The sequence below is a fragment of the Pseudovibrio sp. Tun.PSC04-5.I4 genome (assembly GCF_900104145.1).
GTDB lineage: Bacteria > Pseudomonadota > Alphaproteobacteria > Rhizobiales > Stappiaceae > Pseudovibrio.
Genome location: NZ_FNLB01000005.1, coordinates 1 through 26,322, shown reverse-complemented (window position 1 = coordinate 26,322; position 26,322 = coordinate 1). Strand labels below are relative to the sequence as shown.

Annotated in this window: 13 protein-coding genes and 5 pseudogenes; 4 read left to right on the top strand and 14 right to left on the bottom strand. The window is 49.9% G+C overall.

The features are described from left to right. Positions 1–57 precede the first annotated feature (57 nt). The gene (locus tag BLS62_RS04650) at positions 58–666 is read right to left on the bottom strand and encodes a recombinase family protein (protein ID WP_093177781.1); all 609 of its coding nucleotides are present in this window, start codon (positions 664–666) and stop codon (positions 58–60) included. Positions 667–1,368: 702 nt separating this feature from the next. Between BLS62_RS04650 and BLS62_RS04645 the strand changes: the two genes are divergently transcribed. Both BLS62_RS04645 and BLS62_RS04640 read left to right on the top strand, forming a co-directional pair. After that, positions 1,369–4,329 carry a class I SAM-dependent DNA methyltransferase gene (locus BLS62_RS04645; RefSeq protein ID WP_143521469.1) on the top strand — a complete coding sequence of 987 codons (2,961 nt, stop codon included), beginning with the start codon at positions 1,369–1,371 and terminating at the stop codon, positions 4,327–4,329. Beyond that, positions 4,319–5,359 (top strand): restriction endonuclease, encoded by a 1,041-nt coding sequence (locus BLS62_RS04640; RefSeq protein ID WP_093175416.1) that lies wholly within the window; start codon positions 4,319–4,321, stop codon positions 5,357–5,359. The genes BLS62_RS04645 and BLS62_RS04640 overlap by 11 nt, the downstream gene beginning before the upstream one ends. A gap of 536 nt (positions 5,360–5,895) precedes the next feature. Here the strand turns inward: BLS62_RS04640 and BLS62_RS04635 are convergent. The 8 genes from BLS62_RS04635 to BLS62_RS04600 all read right to left on the bottom strand — a co-directional run bounded on the left by BLS62_RS04635 (position 5,896) and on the right by BLS62_RS04600 (position 21,392). Beyond that, positions 5,896–6,369 carry a hypothetical protein gene (locus BLS62_RS04635; protein ID WP_093175420.1) on the bottom strand — a complete coding sequence of 158 codons (474 nt, stop codon included), beginning with the start codon at positions 6,367–6,369 and terminating at the stop codon, positions 5,896–5,898. A gap of 31 nt (positions 6,370–6,400) precedes the next feature. Further along, complete coding sequence (locus tag BLS62_RS32780; RefSeq protein ID WP_348271853.1) at positions 6,401–6,835, bottom strand: toll/interleukin-1 receptor domain-containing protein; 435 nt, start codon at positions 6,833–6,835, stop codon at positions 6,401–6,403. A gap of 571 nt (positions 6,836–7,406) precedes the next feature. Beyond that, a complete protein-coding gene (locus BLS62_RS04625; protein WP_093177595.1) occupies positions 7,407–7,817 on the bottom strand; it encodes a hypothetical protein in 411 nt (136 codons plus the stop codon). Positions 7,818–7,921: 104 nt separating this feature from the next. Further along, positions 7,922–8,509, bottom strand: coding sequence for a recombinase family protein (locus tag BLS62_RS04620; protein WP_093177592.1), 588 nt, complete (start codon positions 8,507–8,509; stop codon positions 7,922–7,924). A 224-nt stretch (positions 8,510–8,733) separates the two neighbouring features. Continuing rightward, positions 8,734–10,050: an HlyD family type I secretion periplasmic adaptor subunit gene (locus BLS62_RS04615; RefSeq protein ID WP_093177590.1), complete on the bottom strand. Its 1,317-nt coding sequence runs from the start codon at positions 10,048–10,050 to the stop codon at positions 8,734–8,736. Next, the gene (locus tag BLS62_RS04610) at positions 10,043–11,788 is read right to left on the bottom strand and encodes a type I secretion system permease/ATPase (RefSeq protein WP_093177588.1); all 1,746 of its coding nucleotides are present in this window, start codon (positions 11,786–11,788) and stop codon (positions 10,043–10,045) included. The genes BLS62_RS04615 and BLS62_RS04610 overlap by 8 nt, the downstream gene beginning before the upstream one ends. An 8-nt stretch (positions 11,789–11,796) precedes the next feature. Next, entirely contained in the window at positions 11,797–20,652 is an 8,856-nt protein-coding gene (locus BLS62_RS04605; protein WP_093177585.1) for a putative Ig domain-containing protein, read from the bottom strand. Beyond that, complete coding sequence (locus tag BLS62_RS04600) at positions 20,649–21,392, bottom strand: hypothetical protein (RefSeq protein WP_093177583.1); 744 nt, start codon at positions 21,390–21,392, stop codon at positions 20,649–20,651. The genes BLS62_RS04605 and BLS62_RS04600 overlap by 4 nt, the downstream gene beginning before the upstream one ends. Positions 21,393–21,819: 427 nt before the next feature. On the opposite strand from BLS62_RS04600, the pseudogene BLS62_RS32095 reads away from it, so the two are divergent. Beyond that, positions 21,820–21,936, top strand: a pseudogene (locus tag BLS62_RS32095) (IS5/IS1182 family transposase); the annotation flags it as partial. Between the two features lie 65 nt (positions 21,937–22,001). On the opposite strand, the pseudogene BLS62_RS04595 reads toward BLS62_RS32095, so the two are convergent. The 5 genes and pseudogenes from BLS62_RS04595 to BLS62_RS04575 all read right to left on the bottom strand — a co-directional run. Further along, positions 22,002–22,148: pseudogene (locus BLS62_RS04595) on the bottom strand (integrase core domain-containing protein); the annotation flags it as partial. Positions 22,149–22,345: 197 nt separating this feature from the next. Then, on the bottom strand, positions 22,346–22,951 hold the full coding sequence (locus BLS62_RS04590) for an IS5 family transposase (RefSeq protein ID WP_280141823.1): 606 nt from the start codon (positions 22,949–22,951) through the stop codon (positions 22,346–22,348). Between the two features lie 15 nt (positions 22,952–22,966). After that, positions 22,967–24,332: pseudogene (locus tag BLS62_RS04585) on the bottom strand (ISKra4 family transposase). Between the two features lie 32 nt (positions 24,333–24,364). Then, positions 24,365–24,942 (bottom strand): annotated as a pseudogene (locus tag BLS62_RS32775) (recombinase family protein). Between the two features lie 121 nt (positions 24,943–25,063). Continuing rightward, positions 25,064–25,726: a plasmid pRiA4b ORF-3 family protein gene (locus BLS62_RS04575; protein ID WP_093177576.1), complete on the bottom strand. Its 663-nt coding sequence runs from the start codon at positions 25,724–25,726 to the stop codon at positions 25,064–25,066. Between the two features lie 61 nt (positions 25,727–25,787). Between BLS62_RS04575 and istA the strand changes: the two are divergent. After that, positions 25,788–26,322: pseudogene (gene istA, locus BLS62_RS04570) on the top strand (IS21 family transposase); the annotation flags it as partial.

The window sequence follows — 26,322 nt, the reverse complement described above, 5'->3', positions numbered from 1 at the left end:
GGCGTTTGATCCGTCAGCCAGCATCAGCAAGAGTTACATTTTTCCTAGCAATCTCTCTTAGGTTTCGACCCCATTTGCCTGTAGCGCTTCCTGCGCTTCCAACTGCAGGCGATGGTAGATTGAAGATCTGCTGACCCCAGCAAGCGTTGCAGCTTTCGCGATACCTTGCCACTTCCCGTTGTTATCTGGATGAGGTGTTATGTGCGGCCTTAAAGCTTGCCATTGTTCGTCGGTTAACTTTTGCGGCCTGCCGAGCTTCACACCCGCAAGTTTAGCACTTTCCAAGCCTGACCGAGTACGCTGGCGAATTACGTCACGCTCAAATTGCGCAAATGCTCCCACCATATGAAAGTAGAGCATTCCGCCTGGGCTATTCGTATCAACCTGTTCCTTAATGGAGTGTAGATGCAAACCAGGCTGCTCCAGATCCTCCATCAAAGCAAGGAGGTCTTGCAGGGATCGGGAAAGACGGTCCAGCCGCCAAACGACAATGGTATCCCCGTCTCGTGCTTTATCGAGAAGGCGCGCGAGCTGAGGTTTGACAACAGCATTGCCCCTCACCCCTCTGTCAGCTAGAATTTCTTCGCAGCCAGCCTCCTGCAAAGCTTGCTCTTGCATTCTTAGATTCTGCTCTTCGGTAGAGACACGAACATAGCCAAAAATCATTTTTGCAGCCTGTTTGTCCAAAAACATAAATATTGATAAGATGCGACAATAGGAATTGAAAACTAACCCACTGTATTTTCTAAATATATTATGATTTCAGCGTGTACACAAGTAGATGTACAAAAATAAAATAAATGATTTACTTTTGTACATTCGCAAAAAACAGGTTCAAAAACCCAGTATTTTCAATGCACCCTTGGCCGTTATGGACATGTACAATAACGGTGGTCTTTGTACAGGTCTATCATTAACGCAGCATGTAGCTCTGTGACCATACCTGCCGTTCGACCTGAGACCGGACAGGCCCAGCCAGAGCGAAACCTAAACCTAGGATTGACCTCAATCAGCTTGTAATCAGGGCCATGAGCTGCCATTCGAGCGGTTCTATCAATGGTTGAACTAGGTTTCTGGAAAGGATTTTGCCATTAACGCTAAAAGCGCTCTGTGATCACTTGAGTTGCCCAAAACGGATATAGCCTTGTGACAAGAGGGACGGAGAACCGTCATTAACTGTCGATTGCAGCAGATGTCTGATCGTTAAGCAATAAGGACTATGGAATCTGCCTACTAAGTTATTCCACGAGCATTTGGGTGACAGAGCTTCATGTTTTTCAAACTCATCCCGGCACATTCGCCTAGAAAACATGACTAATCACAGCTAGTGTCTTACAAAATTGATTGTGTAATGCTTATTGGATATCTATGACGCCTGCTGAGTTCATCAAAAAGTGGAACAATGTCGAGCTTAAAGAGCGGACAGCGTCCCAATCCCATTTCAACGACCTTTGTAAACTGCTGGAAATTGAGGACCCAATCACAGCGGACCCTAGAGGGGAGTGGTTTACCTTTGAAAAAGGCGCCTCCAAGACGAGTGGTGGCGAAGGCTGGGCCGACGTTTGGCGCAAAAATAGCTTCGCTTGGGAGTACAAGGGCAAGCGCGCCAATCTGGACAAAGCTTTTGATCAGTTGCTGCAATATGCCATCGCACTGGAAAACCCGCCGCTGTTGATCGTCTCTGATATGGACGTTATCCGGTTGCACACAAACTGGACAAACACTGTTCAGAATGTCCACACGATCCAGCTTGAAGATTTGACCGATGCAGCCAACCGCGACCTGTTGCGAAATGCCTTCTTCGATCCTGACAAACTGAAGCCAACCAAGACCCGGAAGTTAGTCACAGAAGAGGCGGCCCAAAGATTTGCTAATATGGCCCAACGCCTGCGTAGTCGTGGCCATGCGCCGCAAGAGGTGGCGCATTTCATCAACCGGCTGGTGTTCTGCATGTTCGCAGAGGATGTGGATCTGCTTCCAAACAAGATATTTGAGCGGATGATAAAAGCCGCCCTGCCCAAGCCAAAAACTTTCGGTATCCATGCTAAATCCTTGTTTGGGGCAATGAAAACCGGCGGGCTTGTTGGTTTTGAAACTGTTGACTGGTTTAACGGCGGGCTATTTGACAGCGATGACGTCTTGCCTTTGGAACACGATGATCTGGATGATCTGGTTTTGGCGGCCAAGCTGGATTGGTCTGATATTGACCCTTCTATTCTTGGTACTCTGTTTGAGCGCGGGTTGGACCCGGAGAAACGTAGCCAACTTGGGGCGCACTACACCGACCGTGATAAGATTATGCAGATCGTGACGCCGGTGATCGTGGAACCGCTTTTGTCTGAATGGGCAGGAGCAAAAGCCCAGATTGAGAGCTTGATAGAAAAAGCACCAAAAGCAACCAAGGAAAAGTTACTACGTGGTAAGGAGCTCGCAGCCCGTACTCGTGCACTGTCTAAGGCCGAGAAATTGCACGTGCATTTTATTGAGCGCCTCAAAGCGTTTCGCGCGCTCGATCCGGCCTGCGGTTCGGGGAACTTTCTGTACATATCGCTACTGGAGCTGAAGAATATCGAACACCGAGTGAACCTAGAGGCTGAGGCACTTGGCCTGCCACGTGGTTTCCCCCAGCTTGGGCCAGAATGTGTGCTAGGGATTGAGCTGTCCAGTTACGCTGCAGAACTAGCGCGTGTGTCGGTGTGGATCGGAGAGATTCAATGGATGCGTCGCAACGGCTTTGAGGCGGCAAAAAATCCAATTTTGCGGACTCTGAATACGATTGAGAATCGTGATGCGGTGCTGAACGCAGACGGCACGCAGGCTAAGTGGCCCAAGGCAGATGTTGTGATCGGTAATCCGCCGTTCTTGGGTGATAGGAGGATGATTGCTGAGCTCGGCGAAGACTATACCTTTAAATTGCGCAGTGCATTTTCCACAATGGTTCCTGGCGGTAGCGATTTGGTCTGCTACTGGTTTGCAAAGGCTTGGGGGCAAATAGAAAATAGTCTGCTCACCCGTGCAGGGCTGGTAGCAACTAATTCGATACGAGGAGGCGCAAATCGAACAATTATCCAGAAAATTGTCAAGAACGGGTGCGTCACTGCCGCGTGGTCAGATGAAGCTTGGACCGTAGAAGGAGCTGCTGTCAGGGTTTCTCTTGTTTGCTTTAGAAAAGAAGCTGCAAAGAAAGTGGTGTTAAACGGTGAGGTCGTAAAGGTTATCTACTCTGATTTAACAACTAATGCGCTTGACTTCGATTTAACGGATGCAACACGGCTGCGAATTAATGAGGGTGTCTGTTTCATAGGTACGCAAAAAAATGGGCCATTCGATATTTCTGGCGAAATTGCTCGAGTTTATCTTAAGAGCCCACTGAACCCAAATGGCAGGCCCAATTCTGATGTGATTTTTCCTTGGAGTAACGGTTCTGCCATAACGCAAAGAGATCCCGATAAATGGATCATCGACTTTGGACCTGCGATGAAACAGGAAGATGCATCACTATACGAAGATCCCTTCGAAAAGGTGGTTTGCGACGTAAAACCGACACGCGAACACTTAAGGCGTGATTGGCATCGCCTGAAATGGTGGTTGCACGGTGATCCACGGCCAGCTCAAAAAAAGGCCGTTTCAAAGCTGCATAGAATGATCGTTTCCCCGCGTGTTTCAAAATATCGCCTATTTGCTTGGCGAAACGCCAAGTTAGTTCCAGACTCTGCTATTGTTGCCATCGCTCGCTATGACAACACCACATTCGGCATTTTGCATTGTAGCTTTCACGAACTTTGGGCGTTGCGGTTGGGCACCTCACTTGAGGATCGGCCGCGCTACACCCCCTCCACCACGTTTGAGACTTATCCCTTCCCTGAGGGCCTCACCCCCAACATACCAGCCGACGATTACGTTGCCGATCCGCGCGCGGTTAAAATCGCCGCCGCCGCTGCTCGGCTGAATGAGTTACGGGAAAACTGGCTCAACCCTGCCGATCTGGTGGATCGCGTGGCAGAGGTAGTACCGGGTTATCCAGATCGCATCGCGCCCAAAGACGGTGCCGCTGCCAAGGAGCTCAAGAAACGCACCCTTACCAATCTCTATAACGCCCGCCCTGCATGGCTTGATCATGCGCATAAGGTGCTGGATGAGGCAGTGGCAGAGGCTTACGGCTGGGGCGATGATTGGCGTGCTGGACTGTTGACCGAGGATGAGATCTTGGCCCGTCTGTTCGACCTGAACCAAACACGCGCCAAGGCTGAGGCTAAAGTTGAAAAATCTGCGAAGACAAAGGCGGCAAAGGTCAAAGCAAAATCAAAGGGTAAGAAAAATGGTAAGTAACCCAACAGTCTGGGGCGTTCACATGGGTGTGCATGTCTCTGACCGGCCTATTGAGGGCGGCTATGTAGGCATCGGTTGGCTCGCTATGGGCGATTTAACAAAAATAGGCGCTAGCCGTGAAGCCTTCAAAACCGCGTTGGTCGCGGCTTATCCAGACAAGAAAACCGGGGCCATTCCAGTCGATGCAGGTTCAATGTTTAAGTTCCTGCATAAAATCAAAGCGGATGACATTGTAGTATACCCGTCCAAATTTGATCGCATGGTGAATATTGGGCGCTTTACAGGCAAAGCAATTTACGTGCCGGATGATCATGACGAATACCCGACACACCAAAAGGTAGAATGGTTAGGCCATTTTCCACGTGACGAGTTCAGCCAGACTGCCTTGAACGAAATCGGTTCATTCCTGACTATGTTTAGGGTGCGTCGCCACGCCAACGAGTTCCTACGCAAAGTAAACCTCATGGGTGATGGAACCACGCCAGACGCGGCAGCGGCTCAGGCGGATGCACAAGATGATATTGCTGATGACGACACCGCTACTGTTTCCGCTACAATACAGGCCGAGACCAGCACGAGTGATTTTGTAATAAAGCGGCTAATGAAAGAGCTTAGTGGCCATCAGTTCGAAGAGTTAATTGCGCATCTTTTGGAATGCATGGGGTATACTGCCCGCGTAACACCAAAATCAGGTGACGGCGGGGTCGATGTTATTGCTCATATGGACCCGTTGGGCTTTCAGCCACCTATTGTAAAGGTACAATGTAAGCGCACAACCAGCCAGACCTCAAGGCCGGATGTTGACCAACTATTAGGGACGCTTGGGGATGGGGAATATGGCCTGTTCATAAACCTAGGCTCTTTTGCTCGTGGTGCGGTCGAACTTGAGCGCAATCGAGCAAAACTGCGGCTGATCAATGGTGAACAGCTCGTAATGATCCTGTTTGAAAACTACGCAAATCTAGCACCTCGATACCGGGTTCTAGTTCCCCTCAAGCAAATTTTTGTACCTGATCTTACGCAGGAATGACTTCTCAAGAAATCAATAGCGGTTCTGTGTTTTGTGCCGCCAAGAAACATACTGCGCTTCGGCACCAAATTTCGATCTAAACAAAATTGAATGAGGTTTACTTGAGATTGAAATATCGATTTAACTCAAGGTGCCTTTAGTCTTTGACAAATGTCAACTTAGGTCACTCAGCAACAAGCTGCCCAAAATCGACCTATGGTTGAAGTCACTTCCTAGCCGGATGTGCCTAGATTTAGGTCGATGGCAGCTATTGGTCAGTTGAGTAATTCCATATCGCCCACAACAGCTACTGTAGAAGCCTCCGGGTGAGCGTGTCTCAACCCATGATGGAACCACCTGAGTGGCAGCTGTTGGCCCTGACTACAAGCTGATTAAGGTCAATCCAAAGTTGAGTCTCGCTCTGGATGGGGTTGTTCGGTAACTAGGTGAATGGTAGCAATGGTCACGCCGCTAACTAGCGGGAACGGCTGTGAGATCCGGCCAACAGCGGACCATTGAACTTGTGAATTGTTGGCTGAACCCTCAATGGCAACGAATTATGCATTCTCATCGTCATGTAGTTCCAGTTTGGTCCGTGCCGCCTGCAAGACTTCTTTGTCAAATTGATTTGGAAAACGAAGGACAACAGCTTCGGCACTCAAATCCAACATGCCCCTATCACGCAGAAGATTATACCCTTCCGACGGTGTAGTTTTAAGCGTCAAATCGGTGAGTGTTTTGTGAACCCCCACGCGGGATATCTTTTGACGAGTTCGACTAAGGCGAATAGTTTTGTTTCGCTCTCCGGACAATACGAACTCGAGTGCAATTATGCTTTTCCAGAAATCCAAGACCACCGGATCACTTGAACTACTATCGTTAGTTGCAGCTACTATCTTAATCAATCGCCGCCGTGCAGCGTCCGCTACGTCTTCTGCCCCTTCGCGCTCAGCATTGGTAATCCAATTTTCGAGCTTATCAGCGTCAGAACAATGGTTAATGATATTGATTAGTTCACTGTGTTTTGTCATCTTACAATTTCCGGCTTCAACCCTATCGCAACTAAGTGGCAACTAGTTCTGCGATTTTGGTCGCGACTTCGGCCATCGTCTCTTCAGTTGTGCTCAGACCTGCTCGAGAAGCTAGCAAGAGGCTGACCTGCTCAAGCTCTTCGTAGGTCGTTTCATGAATAACAGGAATGAGACGCTCACGTCGAAGGAGCGCTGAAAGCTCCTTATCTGCAACACCTTCAGCTGGGAGGCGCCGCAACATGGCTGGAGAAACCAAAACGATACCGATGCGTGAGTTCACCAAGCCCTTGTCGATTGCACGCATCATCGGCACCCCTAGGCCAAGGTCCTTTTCGCTGAACCAAACGCGGACACCACGCGCTTCAAGCAGATCATGCAGTTCCTTCGCTGAACCTTGCCTGTCGTCCCATGCATGGCAGAGAAACACGTCACGAAGGTCAGGCTGCGAGACAGCTAGGTTCTCCACGCTTTCTCTAACCGGTGTCAGCGCCTGCACTTGTTCAGGCGTGTACGAAGCAGTCGAACTCGCTCCAGACCAGCTCGGCTTTTTGGTACGGTTCCCCGAACCGCCCCCGTTCCGACTGCTACTGCTCCCTGAGGGGAGGTATGAAGGGTACGAGTTTGAACTGTAGCTGCTGTGACCACCGTAACCGCCGAAGCGACCGCGACTTCCACATGCAGGGCAGTTTGCAGCGGCGGCCGCTGATTTATGCCCCCTTACTGGTGCGGTGCATCTAGCCATGTCATTTTCTCTCCGTCACCACTACGCTACTTCGTGGAGTAATTGATGCACTTTGTGCCCCATTCAAGTTCAAGAAAAACTTATTGTACACGTCAAAAATACGCAAGCTTAAGTTGTGTCTTCGCTGTGGCTAAGGATGTTCAGAGACATAGCGAATGGCAGCTAATGGTCAGTCGAGTAATTCCATATCGCCAATAAGAGCTACTGTAGAAGCCTCCAGGTGAGCGTGGCTCAACCCATGATGGAACCACCTGAGTGGCTGCTTGTGGCCCTGATTGACTTCGTTATCAGAGCCTCACATTTGATGCCGACTGCGCATTAGCGTCAGAGTGATCACTATCCAAACACCTATCCGTAAGGCCAAGGCCCCAACAGTTCGCATCTCATATGCCACACCTTGAGAAACCTGAAATCCGAACCCCAAGGCAACCAGGCCCGTTGCAACTGCGATAAACGCAGACAGACCAAGCGCCCAGTTTCGCTGCAGCCAAATCCCAATTGCAGCACCGATGTAGAGAAAACCTGCAAGAAAGTTGAACCAGAGCACAACTGGCATGTAGTCGCCCGCAGCCACTTGAGCCTCCACCGGCCCAAATAAGACGCTCCCGCCGGAAATCAGAGTCATCGCCCCAAAAATCACAGCGAAGAGCGCGAAGGACCTCTGCCAAAACGTGGAGCCGTACGATCGGGATTCTGCTGAAGTCATTGTTTGGGAACCTCTGTGAGAACGCCTTGTGCGCCAAATGAAGGATATAGGATTGGTTATAGAAATATAACTCTATAATGTGCCCTTCCCTATTGGAACATGGCTCAGACCTGCTGGGTCTTTGAAGTTCTTGCTAAGGTTCTATAAATTGTTGGCCGGGAGACGGTAAACATTTCCGCCAAATCGGAAATGGAGTACTCGCCGGTATCGTACATCCGGCGAAGCTCTTTATGTTGCAGCTCGGAGAGTTTGGGTTTCTTGCCGCGCAGTTTACCGAGCGCTCTTGCCCGCTTCATGCCTTCGCGGGTTCGTAGTCTAATAAGATCGGCTTCAAACTCGGCAAAAGTGGCAAGGATGTTGAAGAACATCTTCCCCATCGGATCAACCGGATCATAAACGCTGGCGCCCAGCTGCAGCTTCACGCCGCGCTCTGTGAGCTGTTCGGCAATCCATCTGGCGTCCGGTACAGATCTGGCAAGCCGATCCAGTTTCGCAACAACCAAAGTGTCCCCCTCGCGCACGGCTGCTAACGCCTGATCGAGCCCTGGCCTGGTGCGGTTGGTGCCGGTTAATCCGTGATCGCTATAAATTCGGCTGGCATCGATGCCAAGATCCGCGAGCGATGATTTTTGGATTTCAAGGTCCTGCTTGTCAGTCGAGCAGCGGGCATAGCCAATCAAGATGTTTTTCATGGCTAAAATGTACGTTAGTCGCCCCTTCACTGCAAATTATTTCGTACCATCTATTTGAGAATATCAAATCCGCGGATTTCTGCCAAACAGAGCGACGTGAAACAACGAGGTAAAGGCGTACGCATACCGGCCCTCTTACGGACGCTTATGGGCAGTCGCATTGGTCACACTCCCTGACAAATGGGTGACCCGACAATCTGCAAAGCCTACGACACACCAAATCCCTACTTCTCTTTGAGAGCATGAGCGATCTGATCGCGGAGGGGTTTGATGAAGTAGGAGAGGACTGTGCGTTCTCCGGTTTGGATGAAGCCTTCGACTGGCATACCGGGGACGAGGGTCTGTCCGCCAAGCTTTGGTAGTTCGCTTTCCAGGATCCTCAACCGGGCCAGATAGAACTGTTCGCCAGTGACCTGATCGCGTGTCAGGTCTGGCGCGATGTTAAGAACTATCGCTCCCAGTTCCGGTGTGGTGCGCTGGTCAAAGGCAGCAAGGCGCACATAGGCGCTTTGCCCCGGCAACAATTGATCCACATCGGTTGGAACCACTCGGGTTTCCACGATGAGTTTGCCGTTTTCTGGCACCACCAGCATGAGAATGTCACCGGGTGCAATTACGCCGCCAACCGTATGCACGTTAAGTTGATGCACATAGCCCGATTGCGGGCTGCGGATATCAATGCGCTTCAGTCTATCTTCTGCGGTGATTTCTTGTTCTTCTAGCTCGGCAATCTGAGCGCGTATCTCCTGAAGATCAGAGAGTACCTTTTCGAGGAACTCTTCATCCAACTGTAGAACCTGAATGCGCTTCTCGCTAATGGCTTCCTTGGTCTGGGCAACCTGCGAGATTAACCCACCGCGCTGTCCCACAAGCTCAGCTCGTTCACGTTTGATGGCCGTGACTTGCGAGGCGTTGATCAAGCGCTTTTCCAGTAGGATGGAGAAGTCCGAGAGCTGTTGGGTAACCAGATCAATGCTTTCCGCCTTCGCGTCGCGCTGCACCGTTAGCCCGACAATCTGCTGCTCCAGCTGAGAAACCTGTTCGCCAAGCTGCATCTTGCGCCCTTTGATACCTTGCTGGCGGGCGGCAAACAGAGCCTGCTCTCCTTCAAGGGTGGCAGATGTGATGGCATCAGTTTTAGCAAGGATCGTAAGCTTGTTCGGGAAGGTGACTTTGAGTTTACTGCGCCATTCAGCAGATAGCCGCGCTTCCTGCGCCTGCATCTGGTAAAGCCGTTTGCGGGTGATTGACAGATTGGCTTTGACCACCGTCTCATCCAGACGGAATAGGACATCGCCAGCTTTGACCCTATCGCCATCCTTAACGAGGATCTCACCGATGATGCCGCCTTCCTGATGCTGAACCTTTTTTGCCTGCCCTTCGACCACGATGGAGCCGGAGGTGATAATCGCGCTGTTAATTTGCGCAACAGAGGCCCAGCCTCCAAGGCCAACCACCAAAACACCCACAAGGCCAATGCCCCAGCCCATATGTTTACGGCGTGACTTTTGAATGCTGGAAAGTGTTGTTTGCTCAGACATGTGGCACCACGCTTAACGGTCCGGATTTGGCAGTAGCGGCAGCTGGCGCACTGATCTTGGGCAAGACTTCTTCTTTCGGGCCAAAGGCGGCTTGTTGACCATCCTTGACCACAAGCAACAGATCCACCGCAGATATGGCACTTGGACGGTGGGCGACCACAATCACGATACTACCGGTTTCGCGCATCAGTTTGATAGCACTGGTGAGCGCTGCTTCCCCTTCTGAATCCAGATTGGAGTTTGGTTCATCCAGCACGATCAGGAACGGGCTGTTGTAAAGTGCACGGGCGAGGCCAATACGTTGGCGCTGTCCGGCAGAAAGCAGCGTACCGCCTTCACCGACCTGTGTGTCATAGCCATTTGGCAGGCTGGTCACCAGCTGATGTACATCGGCAAGCTGTGCGGCTTCCAATACCTTGTCGTCACTGCGCTCTGGTGCAAAACGGGAGATGTTTTCCGCAATGGTGCCGTCAAACAATTCAACATCTTGCGGCAGATAACCAACAGTTGTGCCGAGGCGATCCTCGGACCACTGGTTAGGCTCTGCGCCATCCAGACGCATAGATCCGCGTAGGATTGGCCAGACGCCAACAAGGGCACGGACCAGACTGGTTTTACCTGATCCGGATGGCCCGATGATACCCAAACCATCGCCAGCGTTGAGCGCAAAGTTAACGCCTGTCAACGTCACCGCGCGGGCTCCCGGAGGGGCTGTTGCAATCTGCTGCACATTCAGGGTCTTGGTTGGCAGGGGCAATTCCGTTTCAGGTGCTGTCTCGTTCAGACCTTCCAGTGCTTTCTCAAGACGGGCACGAGATTGGCGGGCTGCGATAAAGATACGCCACTGACCGACAGCCTGCTCCACCGGGGACAAAGCTCGCGAGGTGATGATGGAGGCTGCAATCATAACGCCCGGAGAGACTTCCTGGCGGATCGCCAGCCATGCACCCACAGCCAGAACCGCAGAGCCAAGTATGAAACGGAAGGCTTTGATGGCTGTTGCAAACAAGGAAGCACGATCGCCAGCCTTGGTTTGTGCATCATAGAACTTGGCGTTGCTCTCATCCCACTTGGCGGTCATCGTGGAGCTCATGCCAAGAGCGCGTACAACTTCTGCATTACGGCGGGCACCGGAGCGGGTGTTGCTGCGCTGCGCATTTTGCATCGACAGCTCGCGTGCTGGTGCACGGCTCATAAACTCATTGGCCAGCACAAGAGCGAGGATAATCACAGCTCCGCCCAAAGCCAGCATGCCTAGCCAGAAATGAAGCACAAACACCAGACCCAGATAGATCGGCATCCACGGAATATCAAAGAGCGCAGCTGGACCCTGACCACCCCAGAACTGGCGCATAGTCTCCAGATCGCGGATTGGGTCCACGTTCTTGCCTGCATTGCCCATGCGCAACGGCACGCGCAGATTGGCAAGGAACGCGGTGCGCGACAGCCGTGCGTCGATCTCCTGCGAGATACGCGAAAGCCCACGGGCGCGGATGCCTTCAAGCAAAGCAAAGAACAGGTACAGGATACCGGCAAAACTGGCGATGATCACCAGCGTCGGCACACTGTGGCTCGCCAACACCCGGTCATAGATCTGCAGCATGAACATTGGGCCGGTCAGCATCAACAGGTTGATGACCAGACTCAAGACCCCGACACCTGCATACCCGGACCGGGACGCAGCAAAAGCCTCGGCGACCAATGGCCGCCGAGGTGTATTATTAGAAATGGATGTCATGTAATTACTCAAACAAACTGGAAGTCATCAACATGAAGATCGGATTTCTGTACGCCGTACAGCGTGATGGAATTGTCATCATCGAGGGTGATATAGGTGGTGCTACCGCCCCAATCCTCTGCCTTGCTCATGACATCGGCAAAATCAGCGAACACATCGCTGTCTAAGATAAATTTATCTTTCGATCCAGCGCCTGCTGTGAAATCATCAACGGAATCATGACCAAAGACACTTCCTTCTATCCGGATAGTATCGTCACCTACTCCGCTGACGATGTAATCGTTGCCGCTATCTCCGTAAAAGGTGTTATTCCCTGCCCCACCATGGAGTTCATCGTTCCCTGCACCGCCGTGGAATTCTTCGTCGGCATCCCCACCCCAAAGGGCATCGTTCCCAGCGCCGGAGAAGACAACTTCGAAGTGCCCTTGATCGAGTGAGTACTCAAAATCGCCAGTTCCCACATACTTTATGGTGTCAGTTCCCACACCGCCTGAATACCAAGTGTCATCTTGGTCCACATGAACGATGTCATCGCCTTCGCCACCAATCATGTAATCTGCTCCGGCGCCACCGATTAAGGTATCATTACCACCATAACCATGGAGACCATCATCTCCTGCACCTCCGATAAGGATATTGTCCGTTGCACTACTACCCCAGAAAGTATCATTCCCGGCACCCCCAGTCGCATTCTCAAAACCGTTTTGAGCCACGGCATAGCTTACATCACTGGATTGAGTAAAGATGATCGTGTCAGTACCTGCACCACCAGAATAAGAGATGTCATCAGCATCAACATAGAGCGTATCATTGCCTTCACCACCCGATAGAGTATCAGCCCCAGCATCTCCATAAATCGTGTCGTCTCCTTCATCTCCGTAAAGATAATCATCACCGGCACCGCCATTGATTTGATCTGCACCACCAAGGCCAGAAATAACATCAACATTGGTAGTTCCGGTCAGGATGTCATCACCCGCTGTCGCTAGTGATTGAGCGGCTATCACCGTGAGTGCAAACTCATCAGAGGCAGTTACCGAGCCATCAGATGCTGTGACCTTGAGGGCAAGCGCGCCGTTGAAGTCCTGCGGCGGTGTACCAGAGAACGTCTGGGTGCTGGCATCAAAGCTGATCCACGCTGGGAGCGCCGATCCATTGGCTAGAGAGGCAGACATGGTCAAAGAATCCCCGTCCACATCGCTAAAAGTTCCAGTCGAAACCGTATAGGTCCAAGTCGTATTTTCAGCAACAGACTGGTCTGCCTGAGCGACTGTCACAACTGGCGCATCGTTGGTGGCTGTTACTGTGAGCACGAACTCGTCGGAGACAGTTATCGCGCCATCAGATGCGGTGACCTTGAGGGTAAGTGCGCCGTTGAAGTCCTGCGGCGGCGTACCGGAGAAAGTCTGGGTGCTAGCATCAAAGCTCAGCCAGAATGGTAAGGCCGAGCCATCAGCTTGCATTGCACTATAAGACAGGACATCTCCATCAGGATCGGTGAAAGTGCTACCCGGTATTGTGTAGGACCAGGCGGTGTCTTCAGAAACAGACTGGTCCTGCTGAGCAACAGCAACTGCCGGAGCATCGTTGGTTGCAGTGATGGATAGTTGGAAAATATCTGCGACTTCAGAGGCCCCGTCTGACGCCGTAAGTTTAATATCAAGTGTTCCGGTGAAGTCTTGTGGCGGCAAACCTGAGAAGGTCTGAGTGGTTGCAAAAAAGAGAAGCCAATCTGGTAGGTCTGATCCATCTGCCAATGTTGCAGTTAGCGTCAGGGTATCATCATTCTCATCTGTGAAAGCACCAGTCGGTATCGTGTATGTCCACTCAGTGTCTTCTGCAATACTTTTGTCCTGTTGAGCTACTGCGACCACAGGCGCATCATTGGTCGCTGCGACAGTCAGCTCAAAGGTATCAGAGACTTCCGCCGTTCCATCAGATGCCGTTATTTGGATATCTAGAGTTCCGACAAAATCCTGCGGTGGTGTGCCGAAGAGTGTTTGTGTAACGGCATCAAAGGTGAGCCACGTCGGCAATGGAGTTCCATCCTCCAAAGAGGCTGCCAGTACCAGGCTATCCCCATCTATGTCTGAGAATGTTTCAGCAGGTACTGTATAATTCCACGCTACAGATTCTGGAGTACTTTGATCGACCAACACGGATGCCACCACCGGTTGGTCATTCACAGCTGAGATTGTGAGCTGTACAGAGCCGGTTGCTTCAAGTCCACCTGCATCCCTGATCGTATACTCAAACTGAGCTGTTCCGTAGAAATCTTGCAGTGGCACAAACTTCACAACCCCCGCGTCAATCACAACGCTACCGTTGACTGCATTACTGACAGACACCAATTCGGGGTTTGCTCCATCTGGATCATTAACGTAACTCAGTAAGTCACTGACAAACAAAACGAGATTATGGTCTTCAAGACTTGTGAACTGAGCTGTCGTCGCTTCTGGGGCGATGTTTGCCACAAGAACTGACACTTCCTCGTTGCCGTCATTATCAACGAACACAAGCTTTTCTACATTGATAAGTTTTTTTGTTCCGCTCGGTCCGTCAACAACCGTGTAGGTGCCATCTTGGGTAACCGTATATTCTGCCTTTTTTCCTTTTAGAATAACGGTATCGGTGCCAGCTCCTCCATCAACGGTATCGTTACCTCTGCGAGCTTCAATCTCATCATCGCCATTGCGGGCTTCAATATGGTCATCTCCATTAAACGCAACAATAGTGTCAGCGGTGTCTGTGATTGATTGAGACAGAAGGATGGTTTCGATGTCTTTGTTCGTGAAATAAGTTCCGTTTGCTAACTTAAATAGCTCAACTTCTTTCCCGTTATCTGCAAGCTGGTCTTTGATAAGCATCGAGTTGCGCGCAACACCGGCAAGTTCTATGAGCAGATCGTTGCCGTCATCTCCCGAACGCGAGAAAACGATCTCACCGAAGGATACATCGCCATTAAACTCGATGGTGTCCCAGCCTCCATCGTCGGAAACAACATCGTTGTCATAGCCTTCTCCGAATTTGATGATATCGTTTCCAGTTCCCCCTTCAAGGACGTCCTCCCCGGCACCGCCATCCAGAGTACCCCCGTTTTCGTCCGTAAAAATGAAGCCCTCGGAAGTTTGTTCCGTATATCCCACTTTTGTTGCAAATTCTTGGCGGGTGTACTCGGTACCATCAGCAAAGATAAATCGCTCAATCCCGCTGGAAAAGAGAGCTTCCACACCAAAGCTGCTTGCAAGATTTTTCATCCAGTAAGCTTTTGAGATCTCACCATTCGGGCCAAGTTCATCGGCATTTATGGCGTCGATGTTCACTTCAGATAGACGGCCCCAATTTTCCTGAGGGTTCAACTGGTCTTTAATAGTGATACTGTCAGAGCTGTTCTTAATGTAAATTTTCAGGTCGGTGCTATTCTCACCAACAACCTCAAATTCCAAATCCTCAAAAGATATGTCCGCACCAAACTCCAGCTTGTCAATTTCCCTGTAGGTATCGACAGGAAGCTCTCCAAATTCCACATGACTTGTTTGGTAACGAAGGTTTGCTGAGTTTTCGAGAATGAGATCTTCACCAGCGCCACTATTGAAGTGATAGGTATCATCGCCATGCAAGCCCTGCAGCACATCATTGCCAGCACTTGCTGCAAAGGTATCTGCACCTCCAGAACCGATAAGTGTATCATCGCCATAGCCCGACACCATTAAGTCCGCCTCAACCTCACTTAAGTCGAGCTTAGTTCCATCCGAGAATTTTATCGTGGAGGCATAGCTCTCAGATTGAACTCCGACAAAGTTTGCAATGACCGCATATTGATTGACAATAGTTACAGAGTCAGTCGCGCTATAGGTGATCGTAAGGTTTTGATACTGTTCGCCAGATCTAGAAAAACTCAAATCCGAAGCGGTAATACCATCTCCGAAGGAGATGGTTCCACGACCAGATAAGCCGTAAGTTTCGTTAACTGACACGTCAATAGTGTCGTGTCCATCCCCAGCGTCGAACTTGAATGTATCGGAACCTCCGCCCCCTGCCAGGACATCGTTACCCTTACCGCTAGAAATCTCATCACTACGGAATGACCCCACGATGACCTGATCTTCATCGGACGAATTGCGCAACTCCTCAATGATGTCGCGGAAGTAGATCTCATCCGCGCCACTGGCGTTTGAAAAGTTGACAGCTGCAAATACACTGAAGCTATCAAAGCTATCAAGGGCAAAGGTCATGCTCCCTGAACCAGCAACTTCAATCTTCATAGCCCAGTTCGTATCAATAAAACTGTACTTGCCTTTGTACGCAGTACTATCGAACGCGACGAACGAAAATGTAAGATCTTCCGGAAGAATGTTGTCGCCAAGATGTACCGAAACTGAGAAAGTTTGAACCCAGCGTTCCTGGAGAATTACATCATCTCCGTCGCCAATATCGTAGAAGAAGGATGGACGTTTGTCAGAAATAATAATCAGGTCATTCCCCTCACCGCCATCAAAATCACTGACGCCACCATCTCCAATGAGGGTGTCATCACCACTTCCACCGTCAAGGGTGTCAGTCCCTTCTCCGCCATAAAGAATATCATCGCCGTCGCCGCCGTAGATATTATCATTCCCTAGGAGCCCGAATATAATGTCGTCACCAGTGGTACCATTGAGCGTTTCGCTCTCATCACTGCCAACAATAGCGCCACTGTCAAAGCCTGTCGTATCTAACATTCGAAGAAGGTCTTTGAGGTTGTAGTCCGCTCCGTTGTCTGAAAATCTGAAGTAGTCTATGCCGGAGTATTGCTTTTGAACTGCAAGCTTTCCAGAGGTGTCTTTGATGCTGAAATAGTAATAATCATCATCTTGGGTTACTTCTATTTGACTCCGTGGAGAGTCGAAAACAATGCGATCGACAGTGCCAGAATATAACTCCTCAGTAATTGAGTGAGTAGCTTCGCCCGCATAGTACTTGTAGGTATCCGCGCCATCTCCGCCCAGATACAGCGTATCCTCAGTGGCGTTCATGTGAAAAGTGTCATTTCCGCCGGTTCCGACAATTTGACCGTCTTCAGTATGGAGCAGGTTTACAATGTCCAGATACGTCAGAACTGTGCCATTGCTAAATTCGAACCTGTCGACAATAGGGTATTGCCCCTTCATCTGACGAATGATTGTCAGGCTGTCATCCGTACCTGAGATCTTGATTTGAAGGTCGTTGTGAACTCCTGCTCTCAAATAGCTAAATTCAAGGTCATCCAGGGTTACATTCGTGCCGAACTTTACCGTATTTATGACGCCTGCTGCCGCTCTGTCGAATATAGTGTCATGACCATACCCAAGATCAAACTTGTAGGTTGAACTCTCATCAGAACCAACCAACTGGTCGTCCCCTCCAAGACCGTCAAGCTCCTCGCTCTTCGCTTGAATTAAGAAGTCTTCTCCTTCAGTCACCGTTTTATTTTCGGCGATGATATCAACAATATTCTTTGTGAAATTAGCGTCGAATTCGAATAGAAAATTCATTTTGGCGACGTTAAGCGAGTCGCTTACGATCGTCAGAGTTTCTCCTGTTGCAGATATTTTTATGGTCAGACGGAAACCACCGCCATCTGCATTTAGAATAAACTCACATTCATCAAAGCCAACCTCAGGAAGTATAACTTTATGTTTGTCCCAGCCATTTCCAATGAGAATGGTGTCATTGCCCTGATTTTTACCCCAGTATACTGAATTTACACCAGAATCTGAATGATAATCTTGACCGCTGCCAAGCTTGATTTTGTCATCACCTTTCCCACCAATCGCGATTGAGTTTTCACTACCGAACTGGTTTCCAGGTGTTGTAATCATCAATATATTGTCGTCTCCATTCCCCCCGATATTGGAAACCATGAAGTCGTCGTATTGAACGTCAAGGCCGATTGAGGACAAGATGTCTTCGACCTTCTGTTTGTAAGCGCTCTTCCCGTTATCAAGCTGCTTTATATCGAAAAACGACAGAAAGACGGTGTCGAACAATTGCAAGCCAGCATGGTAGAAGGCCATTTTCTCGGCCCAACCCGCCGGCGCATTGTCGGCGAGGCGTTGCAATGCAACATCGCTTGAAACCTCTGCTTCCAAAATCAGAAAATGCGGAGGTCTTAGCTGAAGTTCAGGCAGTAACTCACTACCTAAATCGGTTTGAACCATCAATCGGGCCAGCATATTGCGGTGGATCATCGCATACTGGTCTGTCAGTACAGCACCCGCCTTGGGGAGAGGGCTTTTGCTGTCATGCTGCCTAAACTCCGTATCTGCAAAGGCCTCAATTACTGAGATTTTCCGCGCATCCGCGAAAACGCCACGATGAGTGCCGCGGGAACTCGGCTCTAGATCAACTGAGGTGCCTGCCCAACGATACAAAATTTGGTCAACAAGATCACTTACTTGATCAACGCCATCAATACTTAAGTTGGCAAAACGTTCGACAAGCTCAAGGAGAACTGGATCCTCCGAGCAAGTCGTTTGCAAATCGCGAACACGGCCTCCTCCAGATAGGTTGGGAAGTGCAAGTATTGCGGGGCCGACGTTATTTATCGCCTCGTATTTGATGTCGTATTGGTTGAACTTGAACCAAACATCGAGAAGTTCCTGTTCGCCATTTACGCCAGAGTATGTTCCCTTGTCTGTTACAAGATTCTCTTGATTCTTTTCGTTCGCCGGACTTGAGTTCAAAGACAGGCTGGTAACTCCCGCCTCAGCGAGAGATTTCAACTCTTCTGTGTCGGAAACGCCGTCGCCGTTTGCATCTTGCCAGATCTGTAATTGAGAAAATATGTCATCATTTTTATCAATCTTGCCATCATTGTTTGAGTCATAATAGGCTAGAGCATCAAAACCGTTGCCATACCGTATGTTAAGACCACCAGGACCAGAAAACGTATCATCGTCGCCAGAAGAAAAAGTTTCCCCATATCCGAACAGCTCGTTGGAGTCATCGATGACTCCATTCCCATTTTTATCCAGAGCTAAGAGAGCATCATCTGCTGCAACCCAACCGGTTCTTTCTCTGATACCATCACTATCAATGTCAAAAAATGAAACTGAATCAGAAAGCGAAATCAGTTCGACGCCGTCTCCGTCCATATCAAGAACCAACGGAGATCCATAATGATCTGGTGATGGATCGCAGGAGTCGCCACCTTCAGGACCTTCCGGGTCGAAGGAAATTCCTAGATCACCGTTAGACCTCCAGCTCTTAATGGTGAGCTTTTGGCCATTGTACTCGACGGTAAGGCCACTATTGCTGCGATGATAGATTTCTCCTTTGCGACCTTCGATCGTGTCTTCATCGTCGCTCTTATTTTTTTCATCGTCGTCATCGCAGGAGTCTTTCTTTATCTCCCCACCGTTTAGCAATATGCCATTAAAGAAGACTTTTCCGCTATTATCGGAGTCATCAATGATATCATTACTATAAGCGTAATAGGTGTCGCTTCCATCTCCCCCCATCAGGCGGTCAATATCGGTGTCATCTCCTCCATCCAGTGTGTCTCTGGAATCACCGCCATAAAGATTATCTTTCCCTTCATGGCCATAAAGGACGTCATGGTCATCATTACCGTAAATATCCTCACCATCAGAGGAGCCATGAATGTTGTCGTAGCCTGCCCCTCCGGTTATGACCATACGGTTACCATCTGTATCGGTTACTTCAATTTTGTCATCGCCATCGCCCCCATCAACCTGATCAACATTTTTGCCAACCTTAATGGTATCGTTGCCCCCATCTCCAAAAACATGAGTTTGCCCGCTTTCGGCACCTTCTACTGTAATTTTGTCATCACCCGCTCCGCCATGGAAGTCACCGCTGGATTCCTCGCCAACGAGCACGTCATTGCCCTCTCCACCAAAGACTAAATGATCACCGACACCTACCGTAATCTTATCATCACCGACCATCCCATAAATTTCATCGCTATCGGATTCTGTTGGATCAGAGTAATTTGAACCTCCTTCACCAGAGATGACATCATCCCCTTCTCCGCCGTAGATCACATCTGACCCACTTCCTCCATAGATGGTATCAGTTCCATTCCCACCCAAGATCTCATCATCATGATCGCCCCCATAGATGGTATCGTTCCCGGTGCCGCCGTACAGCACATCATTCCCGCGCTGACCATAAATCGTATCGTTACCGCTTCCACCGTCGATATTGTCTGCACCGTACTCTTGGCTATTTTGGTCAGAGCCATGAATGGTATCGTTACCGCTTCCTGCAGCAACCATCGGTGCTTTGCGGCCGCCATTCACATGGATTGTGTTGCCTTCGCGAACATCAACAAAATGACCATAGCCAGCATGTATCGCGTACATCTCGGGAATTTTTTCCTGAGCAAAGAACTCAAGGTCAAACGAGTTCTCTATAGAATCGAGAATGAAAACGGCAGCGTTGTCGGTGACAAAGCTAGCGACAATTCCAGATACAATCCCGACACCTGCTCCAAAAGGGCCTCCGACGGAAAAACCTGCCGCCCCTCCAACCAATGCCGCGGTACCAGCAGCGGTTCCCCAGCCTATGAGCGCTCTGACAGCAACCCTGATGGTGCTCCATTCTACGCTACGGTCAGTCTGATCAAGAACAAATTCATCAACAGCAGAGAAAATTACACCGAAGGCAGCACCAGCTTTGCTAGCATACTTTTGCATTTCAACTAGTTCACCAATAACCTTTTCACTAGTTGCATTTTGAATTGCACTCTCAAGCAAAATATCGATCTTGCTCCAATAAGCATTCAAAGATAGGCCGACTGCAGTCCAAGCATTCTTCTTGTCTTCGGTGGTTAGACCTTCATATTCTTCATTTGAAATAGGATTTGCGGTAACAGTCACTTTTCACTCCATGTCGCGGCAATCACCGCAATTGAGATAAAACAAAAAAAGATAATATTGATCATTGATACGAATAATAAGTTTGTAAGGAAGAAGAAGTCTCCAAGCTTGTAAGCATAGCAAAAGTCAACAACTACGTGCAGTGAAGATCGTTGAGGGGTAATGCAGTCAGACACCATCCATATTAGGGAGGACAATAAAGATATCATAATAACAATACATGTTATTAATGCCTTTTTAGGGTTTGTTACATTGGCGTAAAACAGCAAAGTGCGATAGAATGACTGCGCATGTCTGATCGTATAAAAAGACATCAAAGATGCAGAAGAATACCCAAAAAATAAAAGATAAATCATGTCTTGTGCTTGGTTTACACTTCCTAGGTATTCTGAGTTTGCCTTTAATAACTTATCAAGATCAGTACTATTTTCAGCAATATTCATGACTTGTACTGTACTTATTAGTACATCGACAACGCGAATTATTAAGCCATTATCTAAAGCTAAAAGTAGAATCGGAAGAAGCGGACTTGCGAATATCAATAATGAGGTTTTGAGCTCCGTAGCGTTAATGCTCTCTGGCTTGTCGTTTTTGATAATAGGTAATATGGGAGCGATACAACAGACTGTATATACGAACGGGATACAAACAATGCCCCATGGGAACACGGTCCAGCATGCCAGCGTGCCGAGTATGCAGGCGGTATACAATCCGATTTGCTGTACCATAGTAATTTTCATTGAAAACTAATCCCCAAACTTTATACGTGTAATTAATATATACGCAATTATAACGGCCCTGTTGCAAATAATATTCGGATGCCTGATGTTTGGGTAAAGCAAGAGGTATTCCAGTGAGGGTTGTGTCGCAAAGTTTTCCGATGGTTAAGATTGGCTTACCTTTGGACACAGCTATTCTGCAAGGCTCGTGATAACCTGGAAAACTGATTGACCCGGCCTTGTTGCACGGGTCGTGAATAGCTTAAAGCACGCCCAAACCCGTAAATTCAGGTCATGGGGTTGCTTCGAACGCGGGCCTGCCGAGTTTGGTTATTGTGTTGAGAATGCTAACGCCAATCTTTGTTTCGGCCCTCTGATTGGCGCTGTTGCATAAATACGCTTCAGGCGTATATTCCGGCTGATATTTCCTTCAATGAAGATTCACTTCATGCCGTTTAAAGCCAATGCTGATCGCCGACATAAGTTTGCCAAAGCCAAATACAAAGTGACGAACTGGTCGAAGTATAATGAAAGCTTGCGTCGTCGCGGCGATGTCACGGTTTGGATTGAAGAGAGGTGGTCCCGTTTGTTTGGACAGTTGATCGTGTTTTATAAGTAGATCGGCTCCGATTACGCCGCAGCTTGAGTTATGCCTTGCGGGTGGTTGAAGTAAGCCTGATCCGGGGTATTCCAGTCAAGCGATGAATGTGGGCGTTTCTGATTATAAAAGGCGATGAATTTACCGATGGCCTTTCTAGCTTCTGGCACACTGGCGTGGCGCTGTTGCACAATTCGAAATTAGCTTGCAGCTTGCCCAATCCCATGCATCTGATCATGCAGAAACCTTCTCGAACGTGGCGCGTCCGAGGGCGGTCATTGTGTTGAGAACGGCGACGCCAAGTTTTGCTCTGTCCTCTGATTGTTCAACTTTCGTGACCGGAGCGTGGTCCCGATCACCTGCTTAAAGCGACCCATCAAAGTTTCGCCTCGAGACCTTCGGCCATATCCGGTTTGCTTTTGCCAAGACATCCTGCCGTTCTTTTGAATGCAAGAATATCCCGGTTGCGAGCAGTGGGAGTGGTCGTAGCCTGTGAGCCGGGGATAGCTGTTTTGGGAGGTGGAATGATGACCTCGATACCTTCAAAACGGTCTGCTAATTCTTGCCTCACAGGCGCCCCATCATAAGCGCCATCACCAAGGAACGTGGCAACTGTATCTTCGATCTGATCCAACAGATCCGGCACAACGGTTGGATCACCAACATTGTCTTCGGTCAGTTCAGAACATACGATTTCGCCGGTATTCAGATCAAGGCCAAGGTGAAGTTTGCGCCAAGTTCTGCGCTTTATCCTGGTTCCATGCTTGGTTTCCTGCCATTCTCCGGCACCAAAGATCTTAACGCCTGTACTATCGATTACCAGCTCTACTGGCTCTGAGTTCGTTCGCGGTTTGGGATTTGAAAGTTTCAAGCCATCTGCGCGGCGCGACAGGATTGAAAAGTCAGGAACCGGTAAAACCAACTCCATCAAATGGAACACAGACCTCACAAACCCTTGAGTCTGCCTCAAAGGAGAGTACAACAAAGCGTGGGGCAATTAGGCTGCCATTTTTGCTTCCCCGTCTGGCTTCATGCCCGGATACCATTGCCGGAACTTTGTGCGCAGTGTGCCGTCCAGCGTGCGTGTCCGGGTTTGCAGCATGAGATGAGCACCGGTTTTTGACCAGCGCATCTGCTGGCGTTTGCAAAACCGCTTACCGACAACGGTATTGACAGTGCTTTCGACAAAGCCGGTAGAAACACGTTCGCCGTAACGTCGTCGTTCTGCATAGTTCGGGATCATCCAGGCGGTGTTGGCTATGTAAGTCTGGAATTCGGCTGCTGCTTTTCGTAGGGCCTTAATGCTGGCGTATTCCGTTTCGATTTCGTCAAGGTCCATGACCAAATCATCTATGGCCGCCTGCCCATCATGCAGATTGCCATTCCATAGATACCCTTTGATCTGACGAAGCGCACTGGCCATCTCCCCGGCCTCATTCGAGTTCAGATGGGCAAGGCCTTTGACATATTGCCCCATCACGGTGATGCGCATCGTGACATGGAACCAGTCCAGAAGATGTTCACACGCAGGGGCCATATTACGGGCAATATTGATGACAGTTTCGCCGCCATCGGTCATAAATGTGACTTGCTGATTTTCTTGCCAACCCTGTTCTTTCAGGACTTCATGCAATCGCCGTTTTGGTTTTTCATCATGGCTTTGCACAAGGCCAAGGTAACGATCTGGTTGGTCTGTGGGGATGGATTTGCCAACCATGACCTCAAAATGAGATTGGCCCTTTTCGCGCGATCGCACATATCCGCCATCGATGCCAACCGTGATCGGGCCTTCCGGGTTTGGCAGGTGTTCCCGATCAAAGGCACAGGTTTCGATAAAACTGTACCGCTCGTCGGCCAACTCAGCCTCCATGCGGCTTGCAACACGCCCTAAATGCCTGCGTACGGTTTCTGCATTCAGACGCTTCCGATTGGCAGTACGTCTTTAAGCAAATCTACTGTGATGCCATATGAGACCAGCGAGGCCCATTTTGTTTCCAGCCAGAGCATTTCCGGCGCGACATGATCGGGCAGTAGTTCTGTCAGTGGGCTGAAGGTCTGGGCAGACCCTGGCTGGCATCCGCAATGATTGAGGCGTGGGCTGTTTATGGTGATATCGCCAAAGACGGTTCGATATTGAATACGCTTGCTGCCTTTTCGCCTAAGTCTAGCTGCACAACTTGGGCAAGTTGAACGTGCAGCGCAAAACGCCGCTGTTTGGGCCGCAACAATTTCCCGTTGCAGTTTCACCAAAAGCTCCTTGCTTTCCTCAATGGTTAGTCCGATCTCGCGGCGTCTACATGCCCCTTTTCAAAAGCGGCAATGTTAAATTCATGTATCTCCCCATCTGGAGCGGTGATCGCTATCTTACCTGAATGTCCATCTCTACTAGCCCTTCTTACCCGGCAGCATCCCGAGCTCTCATGACAGTTTGCCGGCTGGTCTTTATGTCCCGTGCGATAGCAGAGATGCTCTCGCCATTGGCCAGCCTTTGGCGTACGATGTCTTGTTGTTCACCAGACAGAGCGGGTGGGCGTCCCAGGGTCTTCCCTTCTGATTTTGCGCGCGCCAAACCAGCCTGTGTCCGCTCGATCAAAAGGTCGCGCTCAAACTGGGCGACTACGTTGATCACACCCATGGTGAGCTTTCCGGCGGAACTCGTCAGATCCACTCCACCCAGAGCAAGGCAGTGAACGCGAATGCCAAGCTGCTCAAGCCGTGCCACAGTGCTGGACACATCAATGGCATCGCGACCAAGCCGATCAAGCTTGGTGACAATAAGCACATCCCCTGTTCCAGCTTCTCCAGCAAACTGGCGAAACCTTTGCGTAGCGCAATGGATACAGACCCGGAGATAGTTTCTGTAACAATGCGGTGTGGTTCGACCTTGAACCCAGCCGCTTCAATCTCCGCGACTTGGTTTTGTGTTTCTTGGTCGGAGGTCGACACCCTAGCGTAGGCAAATATTCTGGACATATCGGCTCAGTGCACTGTAAAGAAATAGGTGTCCGTAATGTTACCTGTGTCCTATACCCCGTCAAGCTAAGTTTTGAACAGAGCCCCGCGACCTGTTCAAAATCGCTCGATTCTGGACAGGTCAGATCAACTGCTGGTGCATCAACTCCCGATGTCGTCCCTCCCGAAAATAAGCATTCAACTGTTTGCGTGAAAAACGCCAGGATGTGAAAGGCTCTCGGCCGTTCACTCGGTCTACGGCAAACTGCAGTTCCTCCAAGTCCAGGTCACTCAGACTTCGTTCCGTGTCACGACAGTCCAGAAGGTCTTTCGCAAAGCCAGATAAGAGGTCCAAGTCTCGCCACGCGTCATAGTCATTGGCCTCATCCCGGCGCACTAGAAACCCGCTCGCTCCTCCACAATCCTCCGGTGGGCAAGCGCATGTTCCACCGGTGCAAATTGGATAGAACTTCTTGGGATCAGTATCCAATAAGCTTTCAACACGGACTTCGTGTCGCCAGTAACTTCCCATATCGTAATTGTAGAAAAACCGATCATTACGGCGAAATCCGAAATCGCACAGCGAATTATCCGGGCGCGCCATATGTAGTTCCCAAGAACCATAGTCGACGGCCCGAATATCAAACTGAAACAGATGAATGCCATCCCACCCCATCACCACCTGTAAAATCCCGTGCAACTCGTGCAGGGTGGTCGATGATGAAACAAGGATCCGGCGCCAGATCATCGGGCTGATCCCTAAAAGGCGGATTTTGAGCTGGATAATTTCCCCGAGTGAAGCCATCCTAACACCGTCGCATCAATGGCCCAAAACAGCAAATACCCACGCTTTGTGGTGCTCTCTGTTGCTTTGGGAAGAGTACCGGGCGGTTCATCCTGACGGCTTTGGCTATAGCCGGTACTGTGAACTTTACACCCGTTGGTCAGGTAAGCTGTCGCCGGTGATGCGCCAGTGTCATCCTGCGGGCGAGCGTCTGTTTCTCGATTATGCGGGTCAGACCGTGGATGTGGTTTGCCCAAAGTCCGGCAAGGTGCGCACGGCACAAATTTTTGTCGCCACCTTGGGGGGGCCTCCAGTTACACTTATGTTGAAGCCAGTTGGACGCAGAGCCTGCCTGATTGGATATCCAGTAATGTCAGGGCGTTTGAGTTCTTCGGCGGCGTGGCCGCACAACTGGTACCGGACAATCTTAAGGCGGGTGTAACCAAGGCCTGTTTTTATGATCCGGCGATCAACCGCACCTATGGCGATATGGCCAACCATTACGATACGGCGATTGTTCCAGCCCGTCCGCGTAAACCCAAAGATAAGGCGAAGGTGGAAGGCGCAGTTCTGATAGCTGAGCGCTGGATTTTGGCGCGGCTGCGCAATCAGCGGTT